Here is a 14,871-nt window from a genome sequence, read left to right as displayed (position 1 = left end):
TCATTTCATTTTGGTCAGTCCGCCTGCCAGCATTTCGAGAATGCCTTCATTGTTAATGATGATCATACCATGCCGGTCATTTGTAATACCGTTTTCCAGCATATATGTATATACCGGTCTGAGTCCTTCCATACGCGTAGGCAGGTAGACAAAATGTACGTTCCCGCATTGCGCTTTTAATACTTCACCGGCTTCGATAATGTGGGTGGAAATGACAAATATGCTGTTGCGCTTACCTGCGAATCCATTAGTGATGGCAATGGTGGCTTCATATGCATCTTTTACATTCGTACCTCTGAACAATTCATCGAATACAATAAAAAGATGTTTACCCATACTTAGCTCCTGGGCTATTTTCTTAACCCGTAGTACTTCCGCATAGAAATGACTGGCGCCCATACCAAGGTTATCAGGCAGATTGATCGTCGTATAAATACCATCCAGTACAGAAAACTCCATTTTAGCAGCAGCTACGGGGAATCCCATATGGCCAAGGAATAATGCAATACTGAGCGACTTCATGAATGTCGACTTACCCGCCATATTTGCGCCGGTAAGAAAGAGTACATTATTCTCTGCTGTGATACAGATGGTATTAGGTACAGCTTTCTTTAACAGCGGATGATATACCCCTTCCACATTGGCTTTGCATGTATCACGAGCTAGTGCGGCAGGAAATATGAATCCACGTTCTGCCGCTACCTTCGCGACAGACAGGTATACGTCCAGATAATACAGATAATGCAGTAACTGCTGGATGGCTTCCCGGTACCGGAAGCGGAAGAGGATGTCATAGGCTGCGATCGTAGCATGTGAGAGCTTTCCCCGGTGTGCCAGCACCGGTGAGAAAGCCGGTGCTGAGAGTAGGGTAGAGATAGCATTCCTATCCGCTTCATAAGCTGCACCTCCCTCACCACCGCTGATAAAAGACTGTATACCCTGCAATATTTCGACCAGTGATTGTACGCCTTTATAAACCATCTGCATATTACCATCTGCTGCGATCATATCTGCCAGCTTTTTGCTGATGGACTGATCATCAGCAGATAGTTTTGTACGTTCATCTGTATTACTAAGATAAGGCTCCACCGCATCAAAGAGCATAGCAGAAAAAGGATATACCGTACCCGCCTGCGCGAAATCCCGGATGATCTCACTTCGCCGGTTAATAGCGAGATGGTCTGATAATGGATGCCGGAACATATCTTCCATTAACGAAGCGCCTCCACGGGAAATGGTCCTGTTAAAGATGTTATACACCGATTCTCCCCCGTACTTCCCGAAGATGTTCAGGTCTTCCAGCGTCTGTTTGTCTGTAGTAAATAACATATGTTTTATTTCCTTTTACGCCTGATAAGCAGAATGGTGGCAAAGGCGATAAGTAAGCCCGGTAATATCCACAGATAGAGAATTTTCAGTAAGCCTACCGTATCGCTGCTGACAGACACACGGGTGTCTTTTGCCTCCGGACGGAAGGTGTCAATAGGAAATTCTCCATAACTTAACCAGCTGAAAATCGCTGTGTTAAACGAGAAATTCGCCGTTTTGACTTCGTATCGGGATAGTTCTCCATTGCTCAGAAAATCGGCATCACCTGCCACCACGATACGCTGTTCCCTGTTGTTTATTTTACGGGTAAGCGCTACTGCCGTAGTAACTGCTATTTTTTCATCTCCATTGGCCGGGTTATATAACACATCTGCAGAATCTGCGACCAGTTTATCTTTCTTTAACCAGCTTTTACCCGCATCTGTTACCAGCAGTGGCTGGGCATGGAAGATGCTGTCTTTGTAAACAAGTCCGGTTGCACCTGGCATTGAAATAACCACACTATCTTTAAAGCTCTTTATCAGCGCTTTTGAAAGATCAGCAGCTGTTGCAGTCATTAACGGCAGTGCTACGTCAGGTGTTAAATCTTTATTAGGCTGTGCGATGGTACCTTCCATGAACTGTACACCCAGTTGTTGCAATACAGGGTTTAATATGGCCTGTTTACCCGGCTCTCCGGCAACAAGCAGATTACCGCCATTGTCTATATATTGCCTGATCCTTTGTAACGCAATAGTACTAAGCTCAGTTTTAGGATCTGCAATTACAAGGGTGGAGATGTTAGCGGGAACATCCTGTTGCTCAAGTGATAAAGTGTCTACATCAAAACCCTGATTGACAAGCGCATAACGGAAACTGTTTCGTTTTGTCAGGGCATTATATTCCCGTTCTCCCGATTTCTCAATACTTCTTTCCAGATTGCCTGTCAGGAATGCGATCCTGGGGATCTTCGCCTGCAGAAGACGTTTTAAGGCAGCTGTTACCTCAGTTTCTCCCGGCCACTGTGCCTGGTCATCAAATACGCGTAACAAGGTAACACGGTCCTTATATTTCAACTGCATCACATAACGGTTACTTTCAGGTCGGAGGTCCATGATTTTCCGCATTTCTGCCGGCGTTTTAAACGCAGAGATCTTCAGATTCATGCCTTTAGCCCGCTGAGTGGCTACTTCCTGAAGGTCCTTGCCAGGATAGAAACGCATCATGCCGGGGTTATCCAGTACACTATCATAATACTGGACATATTGCAGATCAATATTGTCTTTAAAACGCATATAAGGTTCCCAGCGGGCCACGTCCATGTTGCGGTATTCCTCAGCACCGAAATAGTAGAACTGTCCCAGCATGTTGTTATAAGCGGTCACTTCCAGCGGACTATCTCCCAGTTCCTGAATGATCTTTTGCGCATTCGGTGTAAGCGTCCTTGATTTATTGGCGGTGGCATCATAATAGCCAACTAATGCCGGACGGGATGTAATATACCCGACCGTCAATGCTGATATGATGATGAATGCATACCGGCCGGCTACCACCGCAAATGGTTTCGATTCCCTTCCTGCCTTTAATTTATAAATGCTCAGGCCAAGGAAAATATAGATGATCGTGACAAAATAGATCAGGTCTTTACTCGTGATCAATCCTCCCAGCATTTTTTCGGTACGTCCGCTGAGAGAGAGGAAATAGGTAAGATCTCTCACGAACGCAATTCCCTGCCATAGGGTACCAACATAACTCAGTATGCCCACCATGATAAAGGTACAGACAGCTGCCACGATCTGGTAGGACGTGAGACTGGACATGAACAGGCCGATAGCTGAATAAGCGCATAACAGCAGATAAAAGCCCAGAGAGGCAGATAACAGCATGCCGGCATCAGCATGATTGACATGCAGGAGCGCATCAATGATGAAAATACTCAGTATCAGTATCATCAGCAGGTTGTATACCATCATCGCCAGGAACTTTCCAAACACGATCTCACTAACCTTTACAGGAGAGGAATAAAGTAATTTGATGGTACCGTTGTTGATCTCACGGCTGATCAGCCCCATGGTAAGCAATGGTATGTAGAGATATAATGTCTGCATTACAACACTGTATACACCGCCTTTACTCGCAAAGATGCGGTCAGTCAGGCGGGTCATATATTCCAGTCCCATGCCGCCCATTTCCTGTGTCCTGGCACTGCCGTCCAGGCCGGAAATGTAAGCCATACCACATTGCACCAGGAATGCTATCAGTAAGAACCAGGCTATTGGTGAATAAAAAAGAGTACGTAGTTCTGTTTTCGCAATTCTGAGAACCGTCTTCATGCTGCTTTATTGTGATGATTGATTGGATAATTGTTTAAATACTTCGTCCAGTGCGGTCTTGTCAAGACTGATCTCTCTCAGTCGCCAGCCCTGTTGTACACTCATGTTGATAAGACGTTCAGAAATGCTCTGATCTCCGTTGAAATGAACACGTACCTGCCTTTCGGTCAGGAACGTTACCTGAGTGACGCCCTCTGTTGCCATCAATGTTTCTGCAGCAGGAGGATTTTCCATATACATCAGTACACTATGAGGTTCCACGTAGTTGTTGAAGGCATCCATCGTATCTGCAAATACAATTCTGCCGCTTTCTATCATTTTAATCTCTTTGCACAACAATTGTATTTCAGACAGGATATGCGAAGAAAAGATCACGGCGCGGTCTGTTGCGATCTCTTTGATCAGCGACCTTACCTCAATGATCTGATTAGGGTCCAGTCCATTTGTAGGTTCATCCAGCACCACAAGTGATGGCCGGTGTATAATAGCCTGCGCAATGCCAACACGTTGACGATATCCTCCTGAAAGATTGCGGATGAGGCGTTGACTGTAATGTGCAATACCACAACGCTCTTTGGCTTCTTTCAGGGCGGGTTGGATCTTTTCTTTGGGCATAAGACGCAGTCCGGCACAGTAAATTAGATATTCATCTACGGTCAGGTCCATGTACAAAGGAGGGTGTTGCGGGAGAAAACCGATCGCCTGTTTAGCCAGTTCCGGGTTGTCCCGCATATTGATGCCATTGATAAATACATTCCCTTCTGTCTGGTTCAGCACGCCGCAGAGAATGTTCATGGTGGTAGATTTACCTGCGCCGTTAGAACCCAGCAAACCTACTATTCCTGTCTGGCTGATCTCCATATTGATGTCACGGATTGCCCATGAGCTGGTGTAGCGATGTGATAAACGCTCCAGCTTAACAATACTGTTCATTGATTATTTTTTTGTGTTGGATTAAGGATTGTTTGACATACCCGGATTAGCATTGACTAATGTGGGTGGCAACTGTAATACAAGCCGCTTAGGTTGCTGCAATGTATAGGTGGCTATAGTACCATCTGCTTTATATAGTGTGTGCGTGAAAACCTGGCCTGCAAAAATGGGATCTACGGACTGTCTGCGCATATCAAACCAGCGATGGCCTTCAGCTGCAAATTCCCGGATACGCTCATCAAAAATGAAGCGGATCAGGGCTGTCTGATTACCTGCGATAGCAGCAGGAACAGCCGCATCAGCAGCTGGCATACGGTTCTTACGCAGGGTTTCTACATCACCAACTGCTCCCTGCAGATCATTCAGGCGGGCCTTACATTCTGCGCTTAACAGATAGAGGTCTGGCAATTGCAATCCCATTCTTGAATATTGTACACCATATTTTCGGAGACGACCGCCGGTATTCGGAGAGAGATCGGGATTGGTGTTTGTATACAATTGGAGGCGAAGATCTGATGCGCCATATAGTGCAGCTGCCCATGGCGCAAGTACGATGCCATTGTTTCCAAGCTGATTTCCACTATAAGATCCATTATAAAATACTTTCGATACGAGGGCTTCAGTAAGGTCATTCTGATTGTTGCCGGGGCCCTGAGAGGGGCCGATCATCATATCCAAAGGCAGAAAGGCGCCGCCCGGGGCAAGTGTCTGGTTGTAATCGTACAAACGGGTATCGCTTCCGGTCAGATCGGTAAATGCTGCATTGAACATCGCCAGGGCATCATTGTTTTTGCCCATGTACAGATACACCTTTCCCAGCAGACCTTCAGCAGCAGATTTAGACATCCGTGTACGTACCAGTGGTCTTACCGGCAGGTCTGCAATGGCAGCATTAAGATCTTTGATGATGAAATCATACACTGCCTGCACAGAGGCGCGTGTGAAGTTTGTCATACTCACATCTGCCTGCTCTATAATAGGGAACCCCGGATCACTTCCTGCGGTACCCTGAACATATGGTTTGCCGTAAAAATTGATAAACTGAAAGTACGTCCATGCACGTGTTGCCAGGGCCTCTGCGCGGATGGACCTTTTCTGGTCGTTAGTGCCTCCGCTGGCAACCATCACTTCATTGATGATCTTGTTCAGTGAATATAACTGCTCCAGCCAGAGTGATACTGCCCAGGGAGCCTGATCCTGTTGCTGGTAAATAACATCCTGCCATTGAAAGAGTCGCAGCATCTGCTGACTACCCTGTATCAGATACACCTCTTCTGCGGCAACGTCATCTTCCATCAGGGTCTGTTCCTGCCATCCGCCGGCAAAAGATTGAAAATAATACGCCGGATCATTCATGAGTTTATCATAGTCATCTGTTGTCACTGCTGTCTGTGATCCCAGTGGCACTACCTCAAGGAAGCTATCTTTACAGGCAACCAAAGACACCATGATGATGATATATAGTAGTTTTCTCATCCTTCTCTGTTTAAAGTTGAATTAAAGTGTAACATTCACGCCTACATTGTATTGATGCTTATACAGTGCGCCGGGAAAACCTGTTTCCGGATCGATCCGCTCGTCATTGGCTGTCCAGATCAGGAAATTGGTCGTCTGTGCATAAATGTTCAGCCTTTGTATTTTCAGAAAACGAAGCGCTGCTGCCTGCAGGTCATAGCCCAGGGTAATATCCCGAACTTTGATGTAGGACGCACTGATGACATTATTGTCTCCGTATGTGTAGTAGTTAACGTCCCTGCGTGAGTAGCTGATACCCGGGTTCGATACATAGGCAGGAATGTCCGTCCGCTGCTCATCTCCCGGTTGTTTCCAGCGGTCCTGGAAGGATGTCATCAGGTTATTTCCTCCGATAGAGGTGGACGTCGGCATTCTGCCGCTATAGAATATATTGACGTTCCGGCGCATAACAGCGCCTGTGTTATAGATCATATTCACAGTAAGCGAGAGGGCTTTATACTGGAAACGGTTGGTGAATCCTCCATTAACCGGCGACTGTGTGGTACCCAGGTATACGACGTCTTCCGGCTTCGTAACATTAGGCGTTTTAGTCACTGTTTTATCAGCCAGTCTGATCTGCGGATCACCGGCATTATCCAGTCCTGCAAACTGATAGCCAAATAAAGGCCTGGAATTGTATCCGACCCAGTAAGGCGCAAATAATTTGTAGCTGGCAGTGTTCAGCGAAGGATTTAGCGTGGCGTAAGAAACAAGCTTGTTATAGTTATAACTGAAAACCAGACTGCTCGACCAGCTCCAGTCCTGTTTCCGGATGTTCACTGTGCGCAGCGAAAATTCTATTCCTTTATTCACCAGTTTACCCACATTTCCTGTCTGACTGGAAGAACCGGTAAATGGATTTAAAGGCACACTTCCCAACAGGTCTGTAGTCGTTTTACTATAGACATCGATCGCACCTGAAATGCGGTTTTTGAAAACGGAGAAATCAACGCCCGCATTGACGGTCTGGGTTCTTTCCCAGGATAGCTTTCTGTTAGCCGGCTGGTTCAGTGTCAGCGCATCGCCTGCTATGCCACCAGTTTGGGATGCCGGCTGCGCACTTAAAATGTCATACAACGAGGCCGCGCCCACATAAGGAGAATTACCTGTAATACCGTAGGTGGCTCTTAATGCCAGTGCGTCGATCCATTTCACCCCCTGCATAAAGCCTTCATTGCCCAACTGCCATTTACCACCTGCACTCCATACAGGTTTATTCTGCACAGAGATATCGCTGCCGAACTGATTACTGTGGTCCTGCCGCCAGCTGACATCCAGGCTATATTTATGATCAAATGTATAACTGCCCAGTGCAAACCAGGAGGTGAAACGGGTCAGCTCTTTGAATATCTGATAGGGCGGTGTGCTGAAGAAGCCATAACCAGTCACGGTGCCAAAGACACCCTGCCTTAACCTGGCATAGTCCAGTAAAGCATAGGTACCCAATGCTTCATCATATCCGACCATGTTGGTGGTTGTCCGGGAGGCACTCGCTTCCTGTGCTTCCTGACCGGCCTGTAATGTCAGTGCGTCCTTTCCGGATCTGGGAGCAGCAGTATATATCAGCTGATTACGCACGGTCCAGTTACGCTGGTCGTTATTATTGGAAATATATAAGCTGTTATTCACCGGCAGATAGTAGACCGGCGTAGATGCCATAGTAGGTGCTACCGTAAATGATAATAGCTGTCTGCGTTGTGAGAGCGCACGGCTGTCTGTGAAGGTGCTCAGCGTACCTGGTGCTTTCAGATAACCGTAGGTACCCTGAAAGCTGAAGCCTTTCCATAACTTAACGCCAATGTTGGCCGTCATATTAATACTGATCGTATTCGTATTGGAATGCGCATAATTCATCTCCTGCAAAGGGTAGTAATCGAGATTTACCCTGCTCCTTGCTGCATAATTATTACGCGTGGAATCTGACCAGCCATTTAAAAAAGCAAGATTCTGTTGCTGACCCTGTTCATCAATAAACAACTGATACGGCACAAAAGAATTATCTACCGTTGGCATATTCTTCCTGCTTGATACACTATTGATCAATGACGTGTTCAGCGCAAAACTGATCCTTTTGCTGATATTAAAACTTTGTGTGAGATTGACTTTATAGGTATTGTTCTTCTCTCCGGGAACGTTACTCTGTACACCTGTCCAGCCCAGTGAAGCATATAACGCATAAAGATTGTTACCTGCCGAAACAGATATCGTATGGTTGGTGGTGACAGGATTACGATAGAACAGGTCTTTTATCTGTGACTGATTGTTAATCTGACTCAGGCTGTCCAGACTTTTATTTGCCTGATCAGCACTGATAAGACCGCGATACTGATTATAGAGTACCACGTCATGTGGTAACACTACCTGTGTGGCCAGCGAGCTCCAGGGATAGGTAACAGGATCGAAAGTTTCCCTGGCTGCCTGTATGTATTGCTGACTGTTCATGCGCTGATTATAGTCAAAATCCGGCTTACCCTGGAAACTCACAGACCCTGTGTAGCTGACGGTTAGTTTTTGATTTTTATTACCTTCTTTGGTTTTTATGACGATAATACCGTTGGCTGCCCTTGCACCCCAGATAGCGGCAGCAGCTGCATCTTTTAATACAGTGATGTCCTCTATATCATCCGGATTCACAGAACTGAAATCTGTTGTGATCACACCATTCACAACGTATAATGGATTGGTTGGTTGTCCGCCATACACAGTAGAATAGCCCCTGATCACACTTGATCTGGTAGAAAAGCCATTACCGGTTCTGCCTGATGTAGTGGTACCGGTACCAACTGTAAGACCAGGTATCTGTCCTTCCAGACGACCGACTACATCAAACGTGCTGACACGCTCTCTGAATACTTCCATATCCGGTTTGCCGAAGGAACCGGTGGCCCTTTCCTTACTCACCTGCTGATATCCTGTGTTATAAATGACCACTGTTGATAAAGCGCTGATACGTGGACGCATAATAACGGTCATATTATCTGACAGATGGGAATAAGGCAGGACTACACTTTCATGATTAATACTGCTGAACTGAAGCGTATCATCGGGTACCAGTCCATACAGCGTAAACTCTCCTCTCTCGTTGGTAATAACGTATCTGTACCTGTTACGCAGGGCGACCGTAATATTGGAAAGCAGATGGCCCTGGTCATCTTTCACAAGCCCTGTGACATAATAACGGTTCGCTGCTTCAGTAGCAGCAGGTTCCGCTACCGCTGGTGTCTTACGGCTGATGAAGATGGTCTTACCCTGGATATTAAAAGTTAAGGGCTGATTGCCCAAAACACTCTGTAATGCCCTGACCAATGGTACATCCTTAAACTGAACAGTTACAGGATTGGTGTTTTTAAGATCTTCATTACGGTAAAAGAACTTATAGCCGGTCTGCTGACGTATACTGGCAAATGCCTTCAATAGTGGCATTGATTTGCCGGATAATGTTACTGTCTGGGCAGAGGCACTTCCACCCGTGTGTAGTAAGACCATAAGAAAAATCACGAAAGCGGATCTCATCACATACACTTTTTTGGTTGATCTGATCCCCATACGCATAGGGGGGATGACGGGATTGAAATAACCCTTAATTTGCATACATTTGCAATGTTTAAAGTTTAGTAATAAGCCAGACTTAAACGAATACCGGGGGTAGGACGCCAATCTTTGCACCCGGTATTTTCATTTAGTTCACGCTGATTTTGGTTGTCTTAATCTCTAATGCTGAATAATTAACTTGTTTCCCTCGATTTTATAGTTGATTCTTGTTGCTGATAATCCCTGCAATACCTGTGATAGGGTAAGCGTCTTATCAATTTCGCCTGTAAAAGTGGCGCTTGGTATCTTACCCTCGTAACTCACTTCGATATCATACCAGCGGGCCAGTTGGCGCAGTACTGCCGGAAGATCCGCATTGTCAAATGCAAATATGCCTTCCTTCCATGCTACTGCACTGTTCAGGTCAACATCTTCCACCAGACTTAGTTGTTGCCCGATCTGTGCCGCCTGACCCGGCTGAAGTAGTTGTGATGCCTGTTGGTAATTGACCTTTACAGCACCCTGTAATAACGTTGTTCTGATACCCGTTTCGTCTTTGTAAGCGTTGATATTGAATTTAGTGCCCAGGACATCAATGCTGGTGACATCATTTATAATCACTTTAAATGGCTGGCGCGCGTTGGCCGCGACCTCAAAATAAGCCTCACCGCGTACGCTTACTTTTCTTTCTTTTTCTGTAAATGCGATTGGATATGTCAGACTACTGGCCGCATTCAGCCATACTTTGGTGCCATCAGGTAATACCAGCTGATACTGACGGCCATTAGGTGTGGTGATGGTGTTATAGGCGACCTTTTCGCCAGACTGACCATTATTATTATAATACACTTCGCCATTCTTCAACTTAACGGTTGTGTTTCCCTGTATGGCGATCACGCCATTTTTAGAACTATCCAGCACCACTTCACTGCCATCCGCCAAAGTAAGTATGGCTCCTGTCTTTCCGGGAGGGATATCAGTCAGTTGCGCTATCTGTGGTACTTTGGGCGTATGCAGCCGCTGAGATAAATAATATCCGCTGCCCATTAGTAATAATATGACGGCAGCCGCTGTCACCCACTTACGCATAGGGAACATAGTTCTTACAACCGGTTCCTGCCGGATGCTTTGTAGTAATCGTTCCTGCATATCTCCCGCTATCTGATCTTTCCGGAGCTCGAAATCCTTTAGGACATCTTTGTTCCGGTAATCCAGTAATTCCATGTAACGCTCAACAAATGCAGCTTCTTCCGGTGTAACTTTCCCTTCGTTATACCTGGCAAGCAGTCTGAAAAAATATTGTTGATCCTTACCGGAATTGTACATAGCTGGTGGCTTTAACTATATAGTCAGGAAAAAAGAAGTTTCTTCCCGTCCTTTTACCACTTTTTTTTAAAAAATTATAAAGTTTCATCCAACAGGACCAAAAGTATGAGCAGATGGCCGAAATGTGCCTTTAAATCCTGTATAGAGATACTGAGTTGGTTTTGTACCGTTTTCTGTGATATGTTCAGATTGTCGGCAATTTCCTGGGTACTGAGGTGGTGGAGATAATAATGGATGAATATCTGGCGCCGTCTTTCCGGTAGTATTTCCGCCCATGAAATGATCAGTGCTGTCAGGTCTTTTTCCAGCAGTGCCTGATCCGCTTTATAAAGCGATTCTTCTGTGTTTTCCAGTAATTCGAAGAAGAACTTATCCTTTTTGGAGATAAGCTTATTAATAATGCGGTATTGAAGGGCCTTCCCCAGGTAAGCCGGCAGGTTTATAATAGCCAGTTCTTCCCGGCGTCGCCAAAGGTCGAGGAAAAGATCATGCACGAGTTCCTGTGCCAGCTCCTGGTCACCCAGTTTCTTGCTGGCGGATACGAACAGCTTTTCCCAATGTCGTTGAAATAATTGCTGAAATGCTATTTCAGACCCTGTTTTGATAAGACTGAGCAGTTCCTGGTCGGTGTCGTTATGTGTGTACTCGTTCAACACTAAGAATGTAAATTTCCCCCTGGCTTAAATTTAATAAAAAAAGTAGGGATTTATATAGGAACCACTATAGCTGTTTTCGGCATATCAAATCGTTGCCATTGGTTATTTAACGAAATATCGTTTCTGATATCACGAGGTGTGTGTTGTAAGTCGTTGTTAGTTAATAAGTTATTCTGTTGGCATCCGAATTGGTCAACACACAGGGACAAAGCATTTCCCTTTGCCAGGACAAAAAAGACACACATGAAATCACAACAACATTCCATGGACCGGAGGCACTTTATATCCTCCGTAGGCGTGCTGGCCGGCGCCTTTATGTTCTCCCCGAAATCAGTATTTGCACAGGCGGAAAGTCCTGTTACCATGATCATAGGCGAAGCCAGAAAGTCGCCGATAGTAGCCAAACCATTACGCGGTAATCTCACCTTACTGGATGGCTCCGGTGGTAATATCATCCTGGCAGCAGGAAAGAATGGCAACCTGCTGGTGGATGCCGGTATTGATGTGTCGAAAGATAAAATGAAAGCACAGATCAGCGCGATCAGCCAGGCCCCTCTTCAATACCTGATCAATACACACTGGCATTTTGATCACGCCAGCGGCAATGAATGGGTACACCAGGCAGGCGCAAAGATCATCGCACATGCAAACACACGGAAGCGGCTCTCGCAGACGGTCCGCGTAGAGGACTGGAACTATACCTTTCCACCTGCACCGGCAGGCGCTTTACCCGCGATCGTATTTGAAAAGGAATATACTCTGCCATTCGAAGGAGAGACCCTTCAGCTCTGGCATTACGCACCTGCACATACAGACTCGGACATCTCAGTATATTTCCCTGATAGTGATGTGCTGCATGTAGCAGATACCTGGTGGAATGGCTTTTATCCTTTTATTGACTACAACACCGGAGGATGTATCGGTGGTATGATCAAAGCGGCAGATCACAATGTGCGTATCGCTACGGATAAAACATTGATCGTTCCCGGACATGGTCCGGTAGGTGATAAGCAACAGCTGACAGCCTACAGGGACATGCTGGTGGCAATTAACGAGAAGGTAAGTAAACTAAAGAAAAGCGGTATGTCACTGAAGGAGGTGATTGCGGCAAAGCCTACGCGTGATTACGATGCACAGTGGGGTAATTTTGTGATAGGACCAGACTTCTTTACTAAACTGGTATACAAAGGTATCAGGGGGTAACAGAAAACCGTGCTGGCGTGTTGAACACCAGCACGGTTTACATCGCTTAAGCGGCATTCCCCCGTTTAAGGGTCAGCACGGTGATCTCCGGCCATATACCTACCCGGCCTTTTAAGCCATGGTAGCCAAAGCCTCTGTTCACATACAGGTATTTACCATCCTGGCTGTACATACCCGCCCATTGCTTATAGAAATACTTGATCGGACTCCATTTGAAGCCAAACAGTTCAATACCGAACTGCATGCCATGGGTGTGTCCTGCAAGTGTAAGATGCACATGCTGGTCATGGTCTACCGTCACCTCGTCCCAGTGAGACGGGTCATGAGACATGAGTATTTTAAAGGCATTATCAGGCACATGGGCAGTGGCTCTTTTCAGATCGCCATATTTATGGAAACCGCCTTTTCCCCAGTTCTCCACACCGATCAGCGCAATACTCTGCCCCTGTTTCGTGATCTTAACTGCCTCATCCAGCAGCAGATTAAAGCCTATTTCTCCATGAACGGCCTTGACACGCGCAAGGTTATCCTCCTTTGCCGCAGGCGATTCCCAGCGGATATAATCACCATAGTCATGGTTACCCAGTACCGAGTATTTGCCATAAGGCGCTTTCAGTTTGGTGAACATCGGTATCCAGGGATCCATTTCAGACGCCATATTGTTGACCAGGTCGCCCGTAAATAAGAGCAGGTCACTGTTCTGGGCATTGACCAGGTCAAGTCCCTTCTGTACGCCTGCCGCATCGCTAAAGCTACCGGAGTGCACGTCAGATATCTGGGTGATGGTAAATCCGTCAAATGCTTCCGGCAGGTCCGGGAAATGAAGCGTCTCCTTTTTTACCTTGTAAAAATGCTTGCCACGTGTCAGACCGAACAGAATAGCAAGGAAAAGCATCGTTGCAAAAGCCAGGGTAGCCTCGCTTACATAAATGCTTCTCGGCGGGAAACCACGGAATACCCGTATGATATCTTCCGCCAGCAGAAACAATGAGGAGAATAACTTTGGAATAAAGATCAGCAGCATGGTAGACATCAGCACTGCCATAAAACGCTGTACGTGTTTGCCTGATCTCAGCAGCACGATAGCAGCTATAATCCCCGCAATCAATAGTATATCAATCAGCCAATAGCTGAGGTCGAGTGTCGGATTGTGTGAAAGCGTAGTAACAGCCTGGTAAAAATAGAGATCACCTGCCAGGAAGAGTAATAGTATTAATAAAAACCTTCTAACCATATGAATAAAAATCCTGTTTTAATCTATGACGAACAGCCGGAAAGAATATTTTAATAAATAAGAAGAAATTTTAAAATAAAGCCGGTCAGCAGCCACCGTATTGATTTTGAAGATAAATCTGCTTTCTTTGGTTCAAATCGCTGTAATACTTGCCGATTCTACAGCAAAACGTGCACCCCGGGCCTTTGTATCATCAATTATTGCGCCCATTTAATATCTTTACAGCCTATTAATACAACGTAATATTATGTTTGCTGCTTTTCAGAAATACCTGACGGATAAGATTGAATTGTCGGAGGAAGAGATCGCTGCTATTGCCGAAGTAGCAACTGTGAAGAAACTCCGTAAAAAGCAGTATCTGCTGCAGGAAGGGGATGTCTGGAAATACAACGCCTTTGTATGCCGTGGCTTCCTGAAAACATTCTCTGTCAATGATAATGGAATGGAACACATCCTCAACTTTTCGCCGGAAAGCTACTGGTGTGGCGACCGGGAAAGTCTGATGCATGGAACGCCCTCCCGCCTGAATATCGATGCTATTGAAGATTCAGAGGTCGTGCTCATTAAAAAAGACGATTTTGACCTGCTTTGTCAGCAGATCCCCCAGTTGAACAATCTGGTGAACAATATCCTGCAAAAGAGCTTTCTGGTGTCCCAGAACCGTATCCTTGCGAATATCAGTCTTTCGGCAGAAGAAAAGTATCAGGAGTTCCTTGAGAAACATCCTGCTATCGCCAACCGTGTTCCTCAGCATATGATTGCTTCTTATATCGGCATTACGCCTGAAACCCTGACGCGTATCCGTAAGAACGCCGCTAAAAAATAACCGGCC

10 protein-coding genes are annotated in these 14,871 nt (G+C 45.9%); 2 read left to right on the top strand and 8 right to left on the bottom strand.

Features of this window, described 5'->3' with window-relative positions; translation table 11 throughout:
- The 7 genes from BMZ72_RS09020 to BMZ72_RS08990 all read right to left on the bottom strand — a co-directional run bounded on the left by BMZ72_RS09020 (window position 1) and on the right by BMZ72_RS08990 (window position 11,602).
- Complete coding sequence (locus BMZ72_RS09020) at window positions 1–1,329, bottom strand: MutS-related protein (RefSeq protein ID WP_089807446.1); 1,329 nt, start codon at window positions 1,327–1,329, stop codon at window positions 1–3.
- A 5-nt stretch (window positions 1,330–1,334) separates the two neighbouring features.
- On the bottom strand, window positions 1,335–3,641 hold the full coding sequence (locus BMZ72_RS09015; RefSeq protein ID WP_089807444.1) for a Gldg family protein: 2,307 nt from the start codon (window positions 3,639–3,641) through the stop codon (window positions 1,335–1,337).
- Between the two features lie 6 nt (window positions 3,642–3,647).
- Window positions 3,648–4,574 (bottom strand): ABC transporter ATP-binding protein, encoded by a 927-nt coding sequence (locus tag BMZ72_RS09010; protein ID WP_089807442.1) that lies wholly within the window; start codon window positions 4,572–4,574, stop codon window positions 3,648–3,650.
- Window positions 4,575–4,595: 21 nt separating this feature from the next.
- Entirely contained in the window at window positions 4,596–6,050 is a 1,455-nt protein-coding gene (locus BMZ72_RS09005) for a RagB/SusD family nutrient uptake outer membrane protein (protein WP_089807440.1), read from the bottom strand.
- 21 nt (window positions 6,051–6,071) lie between these two features.
- A complete protein-coding gene (locus tag BMZ72_RS09000) occupies window positions 6,072–9,680 on the bottom strand; it encodes a SusC/RagA family TonB-linked outer membrane protein (RefSeq protein ID WP_089807438.1) in 3,609 nt (1,202 codons plus the stop codon).
- Between the two features lie 120 nt (window positions 9,681–9,800).
- Window positions 9,801–10,946 (bottom strand): FecR family protein, encoded by a 1,146-nt coding sequence (locus BMZ72_RS08995; protein ID WP_089807436.1) that lies wholly within the window; start codon window positions 10,944–10,946, stop codon window positions 9,801–9,803.
- 74 nt (window positions 10,947–11,020) lie between these two features.
- The gene (locus tag BMZ72_RS08990; RefSeq protein WP_089807434.1) at window positions 11,021–11,602 is read right to left on the bottom strand and encodes an RNA polymerase sigma factor; all 582 of its coding nucleotides are present in this window, start codon (window positions 11,600–11,602) and stop codon (window positions 11,021–11,023) included.
- Between the two features lie 243 nt (window positions 11,603–11,845).
- Between BMZ72_RS08990 and BMZ72_RS08985 the strand changes: the two genes are divergently transcribed.
- Window positions 11,846–12,805: an MBL fold metallo-hydrolase gene (locus tag BMZ72_RS08985; protein ID WP_089807432.1), complete on the top strand. Its 960-nt coding sequence runs from the start codon at window positions 11,846–11,848 to the stop codon at window positions 12,803–12,805.
- Window positions 12,806–12,851: 46 nt separating this feature from the next.
- On the opposite strand, the gene BMZ72_RS08980 is transcribed toward BMZ72_RS08985, so the two are convergent.
- Entirely contained in the window at window positions 12,852–14,039 is a 1,188-nt protein-coding gene (locus BMZ72_RS08980; RefSeq protein WP_089807430.1) for a metallophosphoesterase, read from the bottom strand.
- 247 nt (window positions 14,040–14,286) lie between these two features.
- On the opposite strand from BMZ72_RS08980, the gene BMZ72_RS08975 reads away from it, so the two are divergent.
- Window positions 14,287–14,865 carry a Crp/Fnr family transcriptional regulator gene (locus BMZ72_RS08975; protein WP_089807428.1) on the top strand — a complete coding sequence of 193 codons (579 nt, stop codon included), beginning with the start codon at window positions 14,287–14,289 and terminating at the stop codon, window positions 14,863–14,865.
- Window positions 14,866–14,871: the final 6 nt, after the last annotated feature.

It is taken from the genome of Chitinophaga sp. YR627 (genome assembly GCF_900114995.1).
Taxonomy (GTDB): Bacteria; Bacteroidota; Bacteroidia; order Chitinophagales; family Chitinophagaceae; genus Chitinophaga.
This window is presented reverse-complemented; position numbering and strand designations above follow the sequence as displayed.